Annotated in this window: 12 protein-coding genes; 8 read left to right on the top strand and 4 right to left on the bottom strand. The window is 69.1% G+C overall.

The window, feature by feature from the left end; genetic code table 11:
• Positions 1–38 precede the first annotated feature (38 nt).
• Positions 39–1,682, top strand: a complete 1,644-nt coding sequence (locus O7604_RS19820; RefSeq protein ID WP_281577329.1) for an AMP-binding protein — start codon at positions 39–41, stop codon at positions 1,680–1,682.
• A 53-nt stretch (positions 1,683–1,735) separates the two neighbouring features.
• Here the strand turns inward: O7604_RS19820 and O7604_RS19825 are convergent, their stop codons facing one another.
• Positions 1,736–2,161 carry an SCP2 sterol-binding domain-containing protein gene (locus tag O7604_RS19825; protein ID WP_281577330.1) on the bottom strand — a complete coding sequence of 142 codons (426 nt, stop codon included), beginning with the start codon at positions 2,159–2,161 and terminating at the stop codon, positions 1,736–1,738.
• 210 nt (positions 2,162–2,371) lie between these two features.
• On the opposite strand from O7604_RS19825, the gene O7604_RS19830 reads away from it, so the two are divergent.
• Genes O7604_RS19830 through O7604_RS19840 form a run of 3 tightly spaced genes read left to right on the top strand, consistent with a single transcriptional unit; the run spans position 2,372 to position 4,900 of the window.
• Complete coding sequence (locus tag O7604_RS19830; protein ID WP_281577331.1) at positions 2,372–3,379, top strand: ATP-binding cassette domain-containing protein; 1,008 nt, start codon at positions 2,372–2,374, stop codon at positions 3,377–3,379.
• Entirely contained in the window at positions 3,376–4,158 is a 783-nt protein-coding gene (locus O7604_RS19835; protein ID WP_281577332.1) for an ABC transporter permease, read from the top strand. Before O7604_RS19830 ends, O7604_RS19835 begins: the two co-directional genes overlap by 4 nt.
• Before the next feature lie 25 nt (positions 4,159–4,183).
• A complete protein-coding gene (locus tag O7604_RS19840; RefSeq protein WP_281577333.1) occupies positions 4,184–4,900 on the top strand; it encodes an alpha/beta fold hydrolase in 717 nt (238 codons plus the stop codon).
• A gap of 16 nt (positions 4,901–4,916) precedes the next feature.
• On the opposite strand, the gene O7604_RS19845 is transcribed toward O7604_RS19840, so the two are convergent.
• Positions 4,917–5,783 (bottom strand): hypothetical protein, encoded by an 867-nt coding sequence (locus O7604_RS19845; RefSeq protein ID WP_281577334.1) that lies wholly within the window; start codon positions 5,781–5,783, stop codon positions 4,917–4,919.
• 260 nt (positions 5,784–6,043) lie between these two features.
• Between O7604_RS19845 and O7604_RS19850 the strand changes: the two genes are divergently transcribed.
• Positions 6,044–14,047, top strand: coding sequence for a non-ribosomal peptide synthetase (locus O7604_RS19850; protein WP_281577335.1), 8,004 nt, complete (start codon positions 6,044–6,046; stop codon positions 14,045–14,047).
• Between the two features lie 57 nt (positions 14,048–14,104).
• Here the strand turns inward: O7604_RS19850 and O7604_RS19855 are convergent, their stop codons facing one another.
• A complete protein-coding gene (locus O7604_RS19855) occupies positions 14,105–15,223 on the bottom strand; it encodes a hypothetical protein (protein WP_281577336.1) in 1,119 nt (372 codons plus the stop codon).
• A gap of 361 nt (positions 15,224–15,584) precedes the next feature.
• Here O7604_RS19855 and O7604_RS19860 point away from each other — a divergent pair, with 361 nt between their 5' ends.
• From O7604_RS19860 to O7604_RS19870, 3 genes are all read left to right on the top strand, one after another.
• On the top strand, positions 15,585–16,007 hold the full coding sequence (locus O7604_RS19860; RefSeq protein WP_281577337.1) for a hypothetical protein: 423 nt from the start codon (positions 15,585–15,587) through the stop codon (positions 16,005–16,007).
• Positions 16,008–16,079: 72 nt separating this feature from the next.
• Positions 16,080–16,436 (top strand): BlaI/MecI/CopY family transcriptional regulator, encoded by a 357-nt coding sequence (locus tag O7604_RS19865; RefSeq protein WP_281579988.1) that lies wholly within the window; start codon positions 16,080–16,082, stop codon positions 16,434–16,436.
• A 105-nt stretch (positions 16,437–16,541) separates the two neighbouring features.
• Positions 16,542–17,378, top strand: coding sequence for a M56 family metallopeptidase (locus O7604_RS19870; RefSeq protein WP_281577338.1), 837 nt, complete (start codon positions 16,542–16,544; stop codon positions 17,376–17,378).
• A 51-nt stretch (positions 17,379–17,429) separates the two neighbouring features.
• Here O7604_RS19870 and O7604_RS19875 read toward each other — a convergent pair whose 3' ends face one another.
• Positions 17,430–18,926: an NAD(P)/FAD-dependent oxidoreductase gene (locus O7604_RS19875; protein ID WP_281577339.1), complete on the bottom strand. Its 1,497-nt coding sequence runs from the start codon at positions 18,924–18,926 to the stop codon at positions 17,430–17,432.
• Between the last annotated feature and the right edge of the window lie 25 nt (positions 18,927–18,951).

Genomic DNA, 18,951 nt, shown 5'->3' on the forward strand with positions numbered 1-18,951 from the left:
GCAGCGGTGCCGCACGATCGGAACCACTCGGAGGCCGCATGCCCTACCAGTCGGTGATCTCCATTCCCCAGGCGATGCGCAGCGGGGCGGTGTACGGCGGCTCGCTGACCTTCCTCGACGCGCGGCTGCGGCCCACCCGCCACACCCTGCACGGACTCAACGTCCTCGCCGAGGGCCTGGCGGGTGGTCTGGCGAAGGCCGGCGTCTCACCCGGCGACCGGGTGGGCGTGCTGGCCCCGACATCCGATCGGATGATCGCCACGCTCTTCGCGCTGTGGCGCCTGGGCGCGGCCGTGGCGGTCCTGCCCCGGCCGTCGCGAAGCGACGACGACACCCTGGCACGCGAGGTGGGGGACCGGCTCGCCATCATCGATGCCGCCGCGCTCGTGACCGACTCGTCCACCGCGTCCACGCTCGGTGGCCGCCTCGCGCTGACTGTGCAGGCAATGGATGATATCCCGAACGCTCCCTCGGCCGCACCACCGCCGCCCCAGGGGGACCAGCTCGGACTGCTGCAGTTCACCTCAGGTACGACCGGTCGGTTCAAAGTGGTGGCGGTGCGGCAGGCGCAGCTCGTGGGCAACATCGCCCGGTGCGCCGAGGCTCTGCGGATGCGGCCCGGAGACACGTACGTCAGCTGGTTGCCCTTCTACCACGACATGGGAATCGTCTCGGTGGTCGGCCTGCTTTGCCAGGGCCTCGACGTCGTCGTGATGGAGCCGGAGACGTTCCTCCGGCGTCCGGCCACCTGGATGGAGATCGTCTCCCGCTACCGAGCCACGATCACCGCGGGCCCCAACACCGCCTATCGCCTGGCGGCACGTGCGCAGCAACTGCGTCCAGCCGCGCTCGACCTGTCCGCCCTGCGGGTGGCGATCAATGGTGCGGAACCGGTCACGGTCGACGTGGTGGAAGAGACCCTGGAGACGCTCGCCACGGTCGGGATGCGTCCGGAGGCGCTATGTCCCACCTACGGCATGGCCGAGACGACCCTCGTCGTGTCCACCGGCGACCCACGCCGTACCGTGCCCGTGTTCGACCCGACCGGCCTCGCGGTCGGCGCCGGCCTCGACCGCCCGGTCCGTCCGGTGGTCTCGTGTGGTCGGCCGTTGCCGGACACCGAGGTCGAGGTCCGTGACCCGGACGGCCGAACCCTGCCGGACGACGCCGTGGGGGAGGTCTTCGTCCGAGGGCCGGGCGTCGTCGACGGTTACTTGTCGCGTCCGGGTGACCGAGGCGACGTTTCCGACGGCGGGGTGCAGTTCCTCGACGGCTGGCTCCGGACCGGTGATCTCGGTTTCCTGCGTGCCGGGGAGGTGTACGTCTGTGGCCGGATCAAGGACATGATCATTATCGGTGGCCGCAACCTCTACCCGGAGGATTACGAGAACGCTGCGGAACGGGTCGACGGAGTACGGGCCGGCAACGTCATCGCCTTCGCCCTCAGCGAGCAGGAACGAATGGTGGTCGTCGCCGAAGGCATCGGCCGGGACGACTCGCTGAGCGGCCTGGCCCGCGAACTGTTCGACCGGCTCCGGGCAGACACGCAGTACGCCCCGCACGAGGTCGTGCTGGTGCGCGCCGGAACGCTGCCGAAGACGTCCTCCGGAAAGCGCCAGCGCCGCAGGTGCCGGGAGCAGTACCTCGCCGGCGAGCTGCGGGTCGTCTGCACGGTGAGCTGAGGCGGTGGCCGGGAAGCGGTTTCCCGAAGGGCGTCCGCTCCCCGACACCCGGATCAGCGTCGTTCGTCGACGAAGGAGCTGGACACCTTGGCCGCGAGGTTGACCAGCTCGTCGGTCGCGCGCACGTAGCGCAGCAGGGTCGGCAGGTGGCCGGTCACCACCAGGTCGCCGTCGAGCATGCCTTCGATGGGGTCGATGCGACCCTGGATGACGTCCTTCCACCGGGAGTACGGTGCCCGGATGACGAACGTGGCGCCGGCGGCACGCTCCTGCTCGACGTCGTAGTCCGCCTGCTGGCACTTGCCGTCGCCGAAGGTGGCGAGGCACCAGATGTCCGCGGCGACACCGTTCTCCGACTCGGCCTCGAACACGAAGGCGATGTCGGCCTCGAAGGTCCGTGCGGCGTCCTCGAACTCCTCCGACGAATTGATCCGCTCGACGTATCCGTCGAGCCACTCGGCGCTGGGAAATACGGGCATCAGATTCCCTCCGTAGGCTGCCACCCGACGTGGCCGCTGCCCGTTGTGTAACCGGTGAGCGGGCCGTCCCGAAGACCCGGCCGGAGCTGTCGACCGCCCGCGGAGACCGGGATGACCGAACGGGCAGGCCGACCAGTTCCCCCCATCCACCGCATAAGGCGCGGTCGATGGAGGCTTGGCGTCACGCGCTGCCGTCGACAGGCTGGTCCGGTGTCCGTCATCGAGCTCCACGACCTGCGCAAGATGTACCCCGACGACGTCGTCGCACTGGACGGCCTGACCTTCGACGTGTCGGCTGGTGAGATCTTCGGCTGCCTCGGTCGCAACGGCGCCGGCAAGACCACCACGGTACGCATCCTCACCGCCCTCACCCGGCCGACCTCCGGCTCCGTCCAGGTCCTCGGCCTGGACCCCCTACGCGCGCGGCGCCAGATCCAGGCCCAGGTCGGCGTCTCCCTCCAACAGGCCGCGCTCGACCAGCTGATGACGGGCCGGGAACACCTGGTCCTCATGGCGCGTCTGCGCGGTCTCGGCGCCGTCGAGGGACGGAAACGGACCGACGCCTTGCTCGAACGGTTCGGCCTCGGCACGGTCGCCGACCGGTACGTCGCCACCTACACCATCGGCATGCAACGCCGCCTGGACACCGCCATGGCGTTGCTGCACGAGCCCACGCTGCTCTTCCTCGACGAACCGACGACAGGGCTCGATCCGCAGAGCCGGCGCGCCCTGTGGAGTTTCGTGTCCGAGTTCCGCGCCGACGGTGGCACGGTCTTCCTCACCACCCAGTACCTCGACGAGGCCGACCAGCTCTGCGACCGGATCGCCATCCTGGACCACGGCCGGGTCAGTGTCCTCGACACACCGAGCGCCCTCAAGCGGGGCGTGGGCGGCAAGACCCTACGGGTCGAGGACGCCAGACCCGAGCACCTACCCGGCGTCATCGCCATCATCGGGGAGCAGGCATGCCGGATGGACGACTCCACCCTGGACGTCGACCTGTCGGGGCAGGAGGAACTGTTGCCCGACGTGCTCGCCGGGCTGCGTCGTGCCGGTGTGCCGATGGCCCGGGTCGATCTCGTCGACCCCAGCATCGAGGAGGTTTTCGTCCGGCTCACCGGCGAGGGCGTCGACACCCGTGGTCTGAGCGAGCAGGCGGCCGGTGTCGCCGCCATCGGACGCACCCTGGCAACCGGACGCAAAGGAGGCGCACGATGACCGCACTTGCCGGAACGACGTGGACCCTGTTGTTGCGCAATCTTCGCGAGGGCGGACGGAGCCCGGTCATCGCCTTCGTCTTCCCGGTGCTCTTCCCGCTGTTCGTCATCACCCTGGTCGCCTCCAGCTACGAGCGGATGGCTGTCATCCCCGGCTTCCCGGTCACGCCGTACGCCGCGTACATGGCTCCCGGCATGCTGCTCTTCACCGGCATGATGGGCTCGGGATACTCAGCCACCGCTCTCATGCTCGACGCGCAGACCGGCTTCCTGGACCGTCTGCGCCTCTCCCCGGCCCGCCCGATGGCGGTGCTGTTCTCCCGGGTGCTGTTCGACGCCGTCCGCGTGGTGCCGGCCGTCATCGTCGTGCTCGGCGTCGCCATCGCGCTCGGTGCCCGGGTCGAGTCCGGCCCGCTCGGCGTACTGGGCATCCTGCTGATCTGCTCTGGGTGGTCGGTGGCCTACGGCGGCCTCTTCTACGTCGTCGCGCTGCGCACCGGCAACCCGCAGGCGCCGCTGGCCATGGCCCCGCTCTCGGTGCTGCTGCTGTTCGCCAGCCCCGCCGCGGCCCCACCCCTGCTGTTGCAGGACTGGCTGGCCGGGCTCGTGGGCTGGAACCCCTTCACGTACGTAATCGAAGGAGTGCGCGCGCTGATGACCGGGCCGCTCGATGGGAGCACCCAGACCGCACTGCTCCGGGCCGTCGCGGTCATCGTCGCGTTGACCGTGGTCAGCCAGCTCGTCGTCGTACCGAGCTTCAAGAAGCTCGTCGAGGACTGACCGGATCGGCATCGAGGAGGACGCCGTGCTGCTCTACTGCTTCCCGCACGCAGGTGGCGCCAGCACCACGTACCGCTCGTGGCAGCGTCTGCTTCCGGTCGGCATCGTGGTGTGTCCGATGTCGTACGCGACGGTCGGCCTCAGTTCCGGGGCCGACCTGCCGGCCGCCGCCGCGGTGCTCGCCGACCGCATCGGCGCGGACCCGGCGGAGCCGGTGGCGTTCTTCGGGCACAGCATGGGCGCGCTCGTCGCCTTCGAAGTGGCCCGGACGCTGCGGGCAAGGGGTCGTCGCGGCCCGGTGGCGCTGGTCGCCGCCGGGCACGTCGCGCCTCATGTGCCCGCACCGGGGCCGGTGCTGCACGGACTTCCCTCCGACGACTTCTGGCGCGAGGTGCGCACCCTGGGCGGTGGCCGCGACGATCTCATCGACGATCCCGAGCTGCGTGCCGCCGTGGAGAGCCGGGTGCGCTCGGAGTTCCGGGCGGCCGAGACCTACCGGTACACGCCGTCCTATCCGCTCGACTGCGACGTGCTCGCGATCGTCGGCGCCGAGGACGACCGGAGCCCGGTCGAGGGGATGCGGGAGTGGCGGATGCACACGCTGGGCGGCTTCACCATGAACGTGCTCCCGGGTGGCCACTTCTTCGTCGACGCGTACCGCCACGAGGTCCTGATGATGATCCAGGCCGCGCTCGCGGCGACCGGTGCGACCGGCCGGACCGGCCGGACCGGCGTGGGCTGATCCGGCCGGTGGCAACTCAGGTCCGGGGTATCCTGGACTCGAGTTCGTAGGACGCCTGAATCTTGTAGGTGCCCTTGTTGCCGTCCCGGTCCACGGTCACATCCGCCTCGCGGACCAGCTTGAGGTACAGGCCGTCCACCACGTCGAACCAGGCGTCGGCCACCGCGGTGCCGTCGAGCCCCGCGCCCTTCACGTAGCTGTCGATCCGGACGTGATGCGTCGGCCGCGCTACCCCGTCCACGGTAACGCTCTCCTCGCCGATGTACTTGATCACGATCCGGGCTCTGTTGCCGTGTGCCTCGCAGACGGTCTCCTCCACCCCGCCGGCCGAGCTCGCCTTGCCGCCGACCTGGATCATCGCGGGATGGCAGTGGTGGGTCTCGTCCCCGCTGATGCCTGCGAAGCTCACCTTCTGCATGTGCGCCAGACAGAGGTACTCGCCGGGCGCGCTGCACTGTCGGTGGGCGTCCGTGTGTTCCTCGATCGGGGTGAAGTACAGCTCCCAGACGCAGCCGCCGGCATGGTGGACCCGGGCGTACGTCTCCGCGGGGAACGGTCGGACGTAGCTGTCCCCGTCGTACTCGATCGAGTCGTGGCCCTCGGTCCGGTAGCTGTAGACCCCGGCCGCCGGTACGGTGAAGCCCTTGATCTTGCTGCTGGCCGCCATCGGCAGGACGGGGCTACCCAGGTCGTCCCGGCGGGATCCCGGCTGCTTGTGGTATTCGTCAAGCGCCTGCTGGAAGCTGACCGGCGAGCCTTCCGGGGAAATCGCCTGGGTTCGGGTGGCGATCACGAAAGCGCCTGCGGCGAGTGCTATCGCGATGAGGGGTAGCAGGCTGAGCAGTCGTCGTCGGCGATTCGAGACCGGTGATGCGCGTTTCACAGGCTTCCTCCCATTTGACGTCGGTTCACTGTCGATCCCATCCGGCACGTCGTGGCGGCGGAAGCCCCGGGGAGGGCGTAGATGGGTCGACACCGGTGCCGTGCTCCAACGGGTACCAGGCAGGTAGCCGCCTAGTGCGTACGTTCTCGTGCGCTTACCGGGGATTACCTGCCCTCCCCGCGCGAGACACCGTGGGGAATTTGAGTGCCCCGCCAGCGCGACCGGCGGCGGCGACACAGACACCCGAAGGGGAAGACGCCGTGGATCGTGCCGGAACCGATGTGACCGTCTCCGTTGATCGCGCCATGCTGCTGGCCGCCGATCCCGCACAGCGCCGCCACCAACTCGTCCTGCACCTGGCCGAGCGCTACGAGGCGGTGACCCGCCGGCCGGCGCCGGACGATCCGAACGAGCCGATCTTCCTCGAGTCCCTTCAGGCCACCGAGCTTCAGGTGCTGCTGGAGGCCGACCTGGGCGTGTCCGTGTCCATGGTGGACCTTGCGGAGTCACCCAGCCTCGGCGGCTTGGCGCAGATGCTCGACGACGCGCTCACCGAGGACCGGGTCGGCGTCGGCGCCGATCTGCCGGTGGTGGTGGTGGATCGTGCGGGGTGGGGTGAGCCGTTTGGTTTGACTGATGTGCAGCAGGCGTATTGGTTGGGTCGGTCGGGGTTGTTTGAGTTGGGTGATGTGTCGACTCATTTGTATGTGCAGTTTGAGTCGGTGGATTTTGATGTGGTGCGGGCTGATGCGGTTTTGCGTCGGTTGGTGGATCGGCATCCTATGTTGCGGGCTGTGGTGCGGGGTGATGGTCGGCAGCAGGTGTTGGATGGTGTGGTGTTGGGTGTGGAGTGGGAGGATTTGTCGTCGCTGTCGGTGGAGGATGCGGCGGTGCGGGTGGGTGTGGTGCGGGATCGTTTGTCGCATGAGGTGCGGAAGGCTGATGCTTTTCCGTTGTTCGGGTTGGTGGCGCAGCGTTTGCCGGGTGGGGTGACGCGGGTTCATCTGAGTTTGGATTTGTTGATCGCGGATGCGACGTCGGTGCAGGTTTTCCTGAGTGAGTGGGCGGCGTTGTATGCGGATCCGGCGGTGGAGTTGGCGCCGTTGGAGTTGACGTTCCGGGATTATGTTCTGTCGTTGGGGCAGGTGGAGTCGGGGGAGACGTATCGGCGGGCGCGGGATTACTGGTTGGGGCGGGTGGAGGATTTGCCGCCGGCGCCGGAGTTGCCGGTGGTGGGGGTGTCGGGTCCGACTCGGTTCGTGCGTCGGGAGTTTCGGGTGGAGCCGGGTGTGTGGGGTGCGTTGCGGGATCGGGCGCAGTCGTCGGGGGTGACGCCGTCGGCGTTGTTGTGTGCGGCGTATGCGCAGGTGTTGTCGGTGTGGGCGCGTCAGCCGCGGTTCACGGTGAATGTGACGGTGGGGGATCGGTTGCCGGTGCATCCGGATGTTGAGCGGGTGATCGGTGATTTCACGGGGTTGGTGTTGTTGGAGGTGGACGCGGCCGGGGCGGGTGGTTTCGGGCAGCGGGTGCGTCGGTTGCAGGAGCAGTTGTGGCGGGATCTGGAGCATCGGGCGTTCGGTGGGGTGCGGGTGTTGCGGGAGTTGGCGCGGGTGCATGGTCCTGCGCGGGCGGCGATGCCGGTGGTGTTCACCAGTGTGTTGGGTCGGCCGATGCCCGGGGGCGCCGATGGTGTGGTTCCGGGGTTGGGTCGGTTCGTGGAGGCGGTGTCGCAGACGCCGCAGGTGCATGTGGATTGTCAGGTCTATGAGCAGGGCGACGCGTTGGTGGTGAGCTGGGACGCGGTGGAGGCGTTGTTCCCGGCGGGTCTGTTGGATGAGGCGTTCGCCGCCTATGAGGGGTTGTTGCGGCGGTTGGTTGCCGATCCGCAGGCGTGGGAGTCCCCGGGCGGGTTGGTGCCGTTGCCGGCGACGGTGAGTGAGGTGTATGCGCGGGCGAATGACGTGCCGGGGCCGGTGCCGTCGGGGTTGTTGCATCAGGTGGTGGCGGATCGGGCGTTGGCGCAGCCGCAGGCGTTGGCGGTGGTGTCGTCGTCGGGGTCGTTGACCTATGGCGAGTTGTTGCGGCGTGCCCGTCGGGTGGGTCGTCGGTTGCGGGCGGCGGGGGCGCGGCCGGGTGAGTTGGTCGCGGTGTGCATGGACAAGGGGTGGGAGCAGGTCGTCGCGGTGTTGGGGGTGCTGGAGTCGGGAGCGGCGTATGTGCCGGTGGATCCGGGGTTGCCGGGGCCGCGTCGGGAGCATCTGTTCGAGGTCACCGGGGTGCGGGTGGTGTTGACGCAGCAGGCGGTGGCTGGTCGGTTGTCGTGGCCGGACGGGTTGTCGGTGTTCTCGGTCGACGACGAGTCGCAGTGGGCCGATGGTGATGACGCGGCGTTGCCGGCGGTGCAGTCGGCCTCTGATCTGGCCTATGTCATCTTCACGTCCGGGTCCACGGGGTTGCCCAAGGGGGTGATGGTCGATCACCGGGCGGCGTTGAACACGGTGTTGGACGTCAACCGGCGGTGGGAGGTCGGTCCTGGTGACCGGGTCCTGGCGGTGTCGTCGCTGAGTTTCGACCTGTCGGTGTGGGACGTGTTCGGGATGCTGGCCGCCGGTGGTGTGGTGGTGATGCCCGATCCGGGCACCGGTCGGGATCCGGAGCGCTGGGCGCAGTTGGTGTCGCGGCATCGGGTGACGGTGTGGAATTCGGTTCCGGCCCTGTTCGAGTTGTTCGTCGAGCAGGTGGCGCAGCAGGGCGGGTCCGACGCGGCGTCGCTGCGGCTGGCGTTGCTCTCCGGTGACTGGATTCCGCTGTCGCTGCCCGAGCGGGCCCGTGAGGTGGTCGGGGACCTGTCGGTGATCAGTCTGGGTGGCGCCACCGAGGCGGCGATCTGGTCGATCCACCACCCGGTCGAGCGGGTCGATCCGTCCTGGAGCAGCATCCCCTATGGCCGGCCGCTGACCAATCAGAGCTTCCACGTGCTGGACCACGACCGGCAGCCCCGTCCGGTCTGGGTGCCCGGAGAGTTGTATATCGGTGGCGTCGGCGTCGCCCAGGGCTACTGGCGCGACCCGCAACGCACCGCCGCGAGTTTCGTCGTGCATCCGGACACCGGTGAACGGCTCTATCGCACCGGTGACCTCGGCCGTTACCTGCCCGACGGGACCATCGAGTTCCTCGGCCGTGAAGACTTCCAGGTCAAGATCGGCGGGTTCCGCATCGAGCTGGGTGAGATCGAAGCCACCCTGGCCGCGCACCCGGACATCACCGCCGCGGTGGTGACCGCCCACGGCGATCCCCGCGGCAACCGACGCCTCGTCGCTTACGTCGTGACGGACACCGCCACCGACCTGCCCGTCGAGGACATCCGCGACTGGCTGCGCAGCAGACTTCCCGAATACATGGTCCCCGCCACCGTCATCGAGCTGGACCACCTACCCCTGACCAGCAACGGCAAGATCAACCGCACCGCGCTACCCGACCCCAGCACCCACCGCGGCGGCCACGAACACGTCCCCCCACGCAACCCCACCGAGAACGCCCTGAGCACCATCTGGCGGAACCTCCTCAACCTCCCCAAGATCAGCATCAACGACAACCTCTTCGACCTCGGCGCCGACTCCCTCCTGGCCCTACGCGCCACCGCCGCCGCCGACAACGCCGGACTCCACCTCACCCTGCGACACATCTTCCAAAACCCCACCATCGCCCAACAAGCAACCACCACCACACCCGTCGGCCAGACCGATCTGCCGGTGGTGGTGGTGGATCGTGCGGGGTGGGGTGAGCCGTTTGGTTTGACTGATGTGCAGCAGGCGTATTGGTTGGGTCGGTCGGGGTTGTTTGAGTTGGGTGATGTGTCGACTCATTTGTATGTGCAGTTTGAGTCGGTGGATTTTGATGTGGTGCGGGCTGATGCGGTTTTGCGTCGGTTGGTGGATCGGCATCCTATGTTGCGGGCTGTGGTGCGGGGTGATGGTCGGCAGCAGGTGTTGGATGGTGTGGTGTTGGGTGTGGAGTGGGAGGATTTGTCGTCGCTGTCGGTGGAGGATGCGGCGGTGCGGGTGGGTGTGGTGCGGGATCGTTTGTCGCATGAGGTGCGGAAGGCTGATGCTTTTCCGTTGTTCGGGTTGGTGGCGCAGCGTTTGCCGGGTGGGGTGACGCGGGTTCATCTGAGTTTGGATTTGTTGATCGCGGATGCGACGTCGGTGCAGGTTTTCCTGAGTGAGTGGGCGGCGTTGTATGCGGATCCGGCGGTGGAGTTGGCGCCGTTGGAGTTGACGTTCCGGGATTATGTTCTGTCGTTGGGGCAGGTGGAGTCGGGGGAGACGTATCGGCGGGCGCGGGATTACTGGTTGGGGCGGGTGGAGGATTTGCCGCCGGCGCCGGAGTTGCCGGTGGTGGGGGTGTCGGGTCCGACTCGGTTCGTGCGTCGGGAGTTTCGGGTGGAGCCGGGTGTGTGGGGTGCGTTGCGGGATCGGGCGCAGTCGTCGGGGGTGACGCCGTCGGCGTTGTTGTGTGCGGCGTATGCGCAGGTGTTGTCGGTGTGGGCGCGTCAGCCGCGGTTCACGGTGAATGTGACGGTGGGGGATCGGTTGCCGGTGCATCCGGATGTTGAGCGGGTGATCGGTGATTTCACGGGGTTGGTGTTGTTGGAGGTGGACGCGGCCGGGGCGGGTGGTTTCGGGCAGCGGGTGCGTCGGTTGCAGGAGCAGTTGTGGCGGGATCTGGAGCATCGGGCGTTCGGTGGGGTGCGGGTGTTGCGGGAGTTGGCGCGGGTGCATGGTCCTGCGCGGGCGGCGATGCCGGTGGTGTTCACCAGTGTGTTGGGTCGGCCGATGCCCGGGGGCGCCGATGGTGTGGTTCCGGGGTTGGGTCGGTTCGTGGAGGCGGTGTCGCAGACGCCGCAGGTGCATGTGGATTGTCAGGTCTATGAGCAGGGCGACGCGTTGGTGGTGAGCTGGGACGCGGTGGAGGCGTTGTTCCCGGCGGGTCTGTTGGATGAGGCGTTCGCCGCCTATGAGGGGTTGTTGCGGCGGTTGGTTGCCGATCCGCAGGCGTGGGAGTCCCCGGGCGGGTTGGTGCCGTTGCCGGCGACGGTGAGTGAGGTGTATGCGCGGGCGAATGACGTGCCGGGGCCGGTGCCGTCGGGGTTGTTGCATCAGGTGGTGGCGGATCGGGCGTTGGCGCAGCCGCAGGCGTTGGCGGTGGTGTCGTCGTCGGGGTCGTTGACCTATGGCGAGTTGTTGCGGCGTGCCCGTCGGGTGGGTCGTCGGTTGCGGGCGGCGGGGGCGCGGCCGGGTGAGTTGGTCGCGGTGTGCATGGACAAGGGGTGGGAGCAGGTCGTCGCGGTGTTGGGGGTGCTGGAGTCGGGAGCGGCGTATGTGCCGGTGGATCCGGGGTTGCCGGGGCCGCGTCGGGAGCATCTGTTCGAGGTCACCGGGGTGCGGGTGGTGTTGACGCAGCAGGCGGTGGCTGGTCGGTTGTCGTGGCCGGACGGGTTGTCGGTGTTCTCGGTCGACGACGAGTCGCAGTGGGCCGATGGTGATGACGCGGCGTTGCCGGCGGTGCAGTCGGCCTCTGATCTGGCCTATGTCATCTTCACGTCCGGGTCCACGGGGTTGCCCAAGGGGGTGATGGTCGATCACCGGGCGGCGTTGAACACGGTGTTGGACGTCAACCGGCGGTGGGAGGTCGGTCCTGGTGACCGGGTCCTGGCGGTGTCGTCGCTGAGTTTCGACCTGTCGGTGTGGGACGTGTTCGGGATGCTGGCCGCCGGTGGTGTGGTGGTGATGCCCGATCCGGGCACCGGTCGGGATCCGGAGCGCTGGGCGCAGTTGGTGTCGCGGCATCGGGTGACGGTGTGGAATTCGGTTCCGGCCCTGTTCGAGTTGTTCGTCGAGCAGGTGGCGCAGCAGGGCGGGTCCGACGCGGCGTCGCTGCGGCTGGCGTTGCTCTCCGGTGACTGGATTCCGCTGTCGCTGCCCGAGCGGGCCCGTGAGGTGGTCGGGGACCTGTCGGTGATCAGTCTGGGTGGCGCCACCGAGGCGGCGATCTGGTCGATCCACCACCCGGTCGAGCGGGTCGATCCGTCCTGGAGCAGCATCCCCTATGGCCGGCCGCTGACCAATCAGAGCTTCCACGTGCTGGACCACGACCGGCAGCCCCGTCCGGTCTGGGTGCCCGGAGAGTTGTATATCGGTGGCGTCGGCGTCGCCCAGGGCTACTGGCGCGACCCGCAACGCACCGCCGCGAGTTTCGTCGTGCATCCGGACACCGGTGAACGGCTCTATCGCACCGGTGACCTCGGCCGTTACCTGCCCGACGGGACCATCGAGTTCCTCGGCCGTGAAGACTTCCAGGTCAAGATCGGCGGGTTCCGCATCGAGCTGGGTGAGATCGAAGCCACCCTGGCCGCGCACCCGGACATCACCGCCGCGGTGGTGACCGCCCACGGCGATCCCCGCGGCAACCGACGCCTCGTCGCTTACGTCGTGACGGACACCGCCACCGACCTGCCCGTCGAGGACATCCGCGACTGGCTGCGCAGCAGACTTCCCGAATACATGGTCCCCGCCACCGTCATCGAGCTGGACCACCTACCCCTGACCAGCAACGGCAAGATCAACCGCACCGCGCTACCCGACCCCAGCACCCACCGCGGCGGCCACGAACACGTCCCCCCACGCAACCCCACCGAGAACGCCCTGAGCACCATCTGGCGGAACCTCCTCAACCTCCCCAAGATCAGCATCAACGACAACCTCTTCGACCTCGGCGCCGACTCCCTCCTGGCCCTACGCGCCACCGCCGCCGCCGACAACGCCGGACTCCACCTCACCCTGCGACACATCTTCCAAAACCCCACCATCGCCCAACAAGCAACCACCACCACACCCGTCGGCCAGACGGGGCCGGAGGAGCCGATCGGACGAAGTGACCTGACTCCGTCGCAGCAGTGGTTCCTCGCCCAGGACCTGCCGGAGCGGCACCACTGGAACGACGCCTCGTTCCTGCTGTCCCTCCAGCGGCCGCTCGACCTGGGACTGCTGCGTACCGCCCTGGCCAAGGTCATCGAACACCACGACGCGCTGCGGCTTCGGTTCAGCGACTCGGACGGCGACTGGCAGGCGGAGGTCGCCCCCTTCGATCCGGCGGCCGAGCTCCCGTTCGCCGTGCACGACCTCGCGGCACTGGGCACCGCGGACCAGAAGGACGCGGTGATCAAGATCAGTGACGGGTGGCAGCGCAGCCTGGACCTGCGCTCCGGCCCGCTGCTGCGGGTGGCCTACTTCGACATGGGGCCGCGTCCGCACTGCCTCCTCTTCCTCGCGCACTGGCTGGCCGTCGACCACTACTCCGGGCGTACGGTCATCGAGGACCTGCTCGCCTGCTACGCGGAGCTGGAAGCGGGCGGTGCGGCGGCGTTGCCGCGCAAGACGAGTCCGTTCCGGGCCTGGACGCGGGAACTGCGGGCGTTCGCCCAGAGTGCGCCGGTGCGTGCCGAGATCGACTACTGGACGGCTCCGGAGCGACGCGACGTCGACTCCGTCCGGTGCGACCAGACCGAGGGTGCCAACGACCTGACCTCGCTGCGTACGGCCACCGTGCGGGTCGCCCACCGCACCACCGAATCGCTGGTCCGCCTCCTCGCACGACGCACCTCGGTGGATTTCGGCGAGGCGCTGACGGCCGCGGTGCTGCGGGCACTGCCGGTGACCGGACGCGACGCCCAGGGCGACACCCGTCGCGTGCTCATGGACCTGGAGTGGCACGGACGCGACCTGCCTCTGGGGGAGCTGAACGTGAGCCGTACCGTCGGTCGGTTCTCCACCCTGGCTCCCGTGCTGGTGGAGATGGACGTCGCGGCGCCCGTGCTGTCCGGCGTCGCCGAGGTCAGCCGGCAGCTCCGCGTGGTGCCCGCCCACGGCGGCCACTACGGGTTGCTGCGTTACTTGGGCACCGACCAGGACGCCGAGGCGCTCGCCGCGATGCCGCAGGCCGAGGTGGGCGTCAACTACCTGGGTCAGGTCGACGAGGTGTTCCTGCGCAGCGACCTGCTCAGCGTGCCACGGATGTCCTACGGCCAGCAGCGCAGCGACGTGGGCGCCCGCGTCCGGCTGCTCGACGTCGTGGGGTACGTCGTCGCCGGCCGGCTCAGTCTCACCGTCGGGTACAGCGTCAACCGGCACACCGCGGAGACCATCGGTCTCTTCGTCGACCGACTGGTCTCGACCCTCGAGGAGATCGCCGAGCAGGTCCGGTGAATTCCGGTGGCGCCCGGGCGACCGGGCGCCACCGGGCCCCGGCGGCCACCGCGCGGGTCAGGCCGCCCAGAGCAGTGCGAGGCCGGTGAAGGTGATCGCCACCATGCACACCAGCATGGGCACCATCGCCCGGGTGAGTCGTGCCGGCGGCAGGACGCCGGCCGCGTGGACGTGCGCTGCGACGCTGCCTACCACATGCCCGACGATCACCGCCGCCACCTGCACCAGAGAGACGAGCAGTTGCGGGGGCACCCACGCGGTTGCCTCCGCAGCCTCGCCGTCGCCGCTGTGACCCGCACCGCCGAGGCTCTGGACCTGGACGACGAACAGGGTGAAGTAGTGCGCGACGACGTAGCCGGCCGCGATGGGCACCAGACTGGGCGTGAGCCGTCCGGTGAGGACGGCGGGGGAGACCCCGCCGAGCCGGGCGGCCACCCCGGTCGCGGCGACGAACAGCGCGTACACCGCGGCTGCCGTGCCGAGCAGGGCCAGCGTGGACCACAGCATCGGTAGCGAGGCGTCTTCCAGGCGCGTCCGCATCCAGGCGCCGGAGCTGAGGCTGTCGTAGAAGGTGGCGCCGAGCAGCATCGCCACGGTGGCGAGGAGCCCGGGGGCGACGGGGACGGACGCCAGACCGACGAGTGGGCGCCGCAGCACCAGCACGCCGTCCACGTCCCGCCCGATCGGGGACATCCGTCCGACGAGGTCGGAGTAGACCTCGAACGCGTCCCCCTTCTCGAACCAGCGGTTGCCGAACAGCAGGCCGGCGGCGAGCTGCACGAGGGCGTACCCGGTGAGCCAGGCGGCCACCGACGAGGGTTGCTGCCGTGCCGGCGAGACAAGCTCCCACCAGGTGAAGCCGAACAGGCCGACGGCGGCCGGCCAGTGACCCAGCCGGTCGGGCAGGCGGAGCCTTCCCCGCGTGGGGTCGATCCGGACGACCCGACAGATGAGCGTCTGCGCGGTCCGGATCGGGTTCAGCTGCCGCCACACCCCGCCGAACAGCAGCGACAGCGGCACCAGGCCGACCCAGAAGACGCCGAACACCGCCCCGAGCGCCGGGTTGTCCGGGCCCGCCGGGCCGGCCCAGAGCGTACCGAGTGTCCACGTCGCGGCACCGACGCCGAGCAGCGCCGCCGCCACGCGCAACGGGGGCTCGTCGACGATGGACCGCACCAGGTCGGGCAGCGGACGTTCCGCGTGTTCCGCAGGGGCTCTGCGTCCGCTCAGACGTAGAACGTCGAAGGAGGCGTAGAGGGCTGCGCACGCGGCGACCAACGCATACGAAAGTGGGATCGGGTCGTCCACGGAGCCGGTGACGTGTGCGAGATTGATGACACCGTCCATCGGGGCAGCGTGGTTTCCCGGCCGCCGTCATGCCAGCCTCGGACTGTGCTGCCACCGGGTCAGGGTGGGGTGTGCCCGACCGGAGTGGCCTTCTCGCTGGACCGATCGTGGTGGTCGTCGGAGCGTGTCCACGGGCCGTTCGTGCTGCGAGGCTCGATGTGTTCCTACGCCCCTGGAAGGGAGTGCCGCTGTGCCGACCGTTCCCGCGCTCGGTCGTGCCGCCGTCTTCGCCGGTGTCGTCGTGTTCCTTTTCGGACAGGCGTTCGACACCTACTGGCACGCCCGCAACGTCTCATTCGTCCCAGAACCACCGCGGGAGCTGTGGAAGATCCACCTTGGCATCTACCTGGGTGCCGCCATGCTGACCGCACTCGGCGCCTGGCTGCTGACCCGGCCCGGGCTTCGGATCGCCGGCCTGCTGATGCTGGTGGGCGGGGGCGCCCAGCTCCTCGGCTTCGGGTGGGACATGTACCTGCACGGACAGGGCCGGTCGAGGGAGATCTGGCACGACCTGCTCTGGTACGGATTCGCGGTCGCCGTTCTCGGCGTGGTGCGTCTGGAGGCGCTCATGCGTCGCCAACCGGTCGTCGCCAACATGCAGAACGCCGGCTGAAGCGGCTACCTTTGTCGGCAAGGTATATCCGGTACGAAGGGTGGGGTGCTCATGTCGTCCCAGCTGAGCAGGATGCTAGGAACCCTGGGTGCCGAGGTGCTGGAAACCCTGTGGGATGCGCCGAGGCCGCTCACGGTGCGGGAGGTGCAGGAGCGTCTCAACCGCGCCCGCCCGGAACCGCTCGCCTACACGACGATCATGACCGTGCTGGCGAGGCTCGCCGAGCGGGACATCCTGGTCCGCGAGATGAATGGCCGGGCGTACGTCTACCAGGCGGTCGTGGCCGACGCGGCGGAGCTGGCGGTGCGCGACGTGATCCGCGACCATGGCGAGATGGCCGTCGCCCACTTCGTCGACATGTACTCCGCCGAACTCGGCATCCGGTCCCGCCTGAGTCGCTTGATACGCGATGAGGACGCCGGCGGATAAGCGCTCTGAGCGACCCGTCCGCCACCTGCGGCAAACGGCGACCAGACCTGAGGGAGGCAGCTGAGGATGTGCTGCTCGGGCCGGTGGAGATACCCGCTGACGCGGGTGGCCCAGTTGACGACGGTGCTCGTCGTGCTCGGCTACCTGGTGACCGAGATGAGCCGGGCGGTGGCCTCGTTCGAGCCGGGGGCCGCGGGTGACAGCGGCGGGCTGCCGAGGTTGGCCGTCGAGATCCTCACCGCCGTCGGCATCGTGCTGACGGTGTCGGGGATCGTCCGCTGCGCGTTCACCCTGGTGCGTCAGTGCATGGGGATGTTGAGCCTGTCCGGGTGGGTGGCCGTGCACCGGATGGCGCCGGCTCCCCGGCTGCTGCGCGCCGCTGAGGGCGTCCTGCCTACCAATCGGATCGTGCAGGTCGACTCGCGCGGCGCGTTCGCGCTGACCTACGGTCTCCTACGGCCCCGGGTGTTGTTGAGCAGCGGATTCGTCGCGGTCGCCACCGAGGCCGAACTTGCCGTGGTGCTCCGGCACGAATGGCACCACGCCGAGCGGCTCGACCCTCTGAACCGGTTGGTGCTCGGGCTGTTCTCCGCCCTGGTGTGGTACCTGCCCGGTAGCCGACGCATGCTCCGGCACCACCTGCTCTGCCAGGAACTGGCCGCCGACCGTGCGGCGCTGTCCCGATCCCGGCGCCAGGTGCTCGCGGGCGCGCTGTTGAAGGTCGCCTCGGCGCCGAAGTTCAATGCGGCCGTCGCCGGCATGCACACCGCGGAGATCCTCGAAGCCCGGGTACGGCAACTCGAGGGGCGGGTGGCCCGCCACGACGGGCGGCAGGCGGTGTACCGGCACATGCCCTGCGCACTGCTGATCGCCGCCGGACTGGTCGGTGACGTGACCCTGGCGACGGTCATCGAGCAGCTCTGCCGGCAGACCGGAGGATGACCGTCCCGGCCGGAGTTCCGTCGGCCGCCGCCGCAGCGGTGGGCCAGCAGGCTACGTCGCCGGCTCCACGGTCCGCCGCGCGTGTCGGAGCCGGAAGTCGTCGGGGTTGCGTCGGCGCACCATCCGCTGGTAGCGGGGTGTCCGGTAGGGCCAGTTCGTGGAGACCCGTCCGCTGGCGTCCTTGAACCAGCTGGTGCAGCGGTCGCCCCACACCATCCCGTCGAGGGCGCTGTCGACCAAGCGGCGCCACTCGGCCATCCGTTCCGGACGGACGTCCCACGCGCCGGCGCGCTGGTCGCGCGACGCCACCACCGACTGGGCGATGTAGTCCGCCTGCGACTCGAGCGCGAGCACCACTGAGTTGTGCCCGAGGTTGGTGTGCGGGCCGTACATGAGGAACATGTTCGGAAAGCCGTCGACCATCATGCCGAGGTAGGCGTACGCCCCCTGCTTCCACCTGTCGCGCAGCCGGACCCCGTCGGCGCCGGTCACCTCGACGGAGGCGAGGAACTCGGTGCTGCGGAAGCCGGTGGCGTAGATGATGGTGTCGACGCGGCGCTCCCGTCCGTCGGCCGTGTGGATGCCGTCCGCGGTGATCCGGGTGATCGCGTCTCGGACGACATCGACGTGCGGTTTGCTCAGGGCCGGATAGTAGTCGCTGGCGAGCAGGAGCCGCTTGCACCCGATGGGGTAGTCGGGGGTGAGCTTTTCGCGCAGGATGGGGTCGCTGACCTGGTCGTGCAGGTGCTTACGGGTCGCGGCGGCGAGGACACCGGCGATGCGGTGCCGGCGCAGCGCCGAGAAGAGGACCAGCTCCGAGCGCCAGAACAGCATCGACCGGTACGCCTGGTGCAACCCGGGCAGCACGCGCAGCGCGGAGCGTAACGACGGGCGGAACTCCGGCGACGGTTTCGGCATGACGTACGCGGCCGACCGGTGGAACACGTGCAACTCGGCCACCTCGTCGACGATGCCGGGCACGATCTGTGCCGCGCTGGACCCGTTTCCGATGACCGCGACGCGTTGACCGGTCAGGTCCACCCGGGGGTCCCACTTCGCCGAGTGGAACGAGGTGCCCGCGAAGTCGTCCTGCCCGGGAATGGCCGGAACGTTGGGCAGGTGTAGCTGCCCGAGGGCGAAGACCGCCGCGTCGGCCTCGAAGCGCGTACCGTCGGTCGCGCTGAAGCTCCACGTGCAGGTGCCGTCGTCGTAGCTGGCGGACTCGATCTCCACGCCGGTGCGCATATGCGGCCGTAGGCCGTACCGGTCGGCGCAGCTTCGCAGGTAGTCGAGGATCTGCGGCTGGGCCGGGTAGCGCACCGACGCGTCGCGGTACGGCGCGAAGGAGTACGAGTAGAGGTGCGACGGGATGTCGCAGCTCGCACCCGGGTAGACGTTGTCGCGCCAGGTGCCGCCCAGGTCGTCACCCTTGTCGAGAATGAGGAACGAGTCGATCCCGCGCCGCTTCAGTTGGATGCCCACGGCCAGGCCCGCGAAGCCGGCGCCGACGACGATGACGGTGTGCCGTGACGGTCGATTGCCCTGCACTGGTGCGCCTCCTGGTGGTCGGCGG

Source organism: Micromonospora sp. WMMA1947 (genome assembly GCF_027497355.1).
GTDB lineage: Bacteria > Actinomycetota > Actinomycetes > Mycobacteriales > Micromonosporaceae > Micromonospora.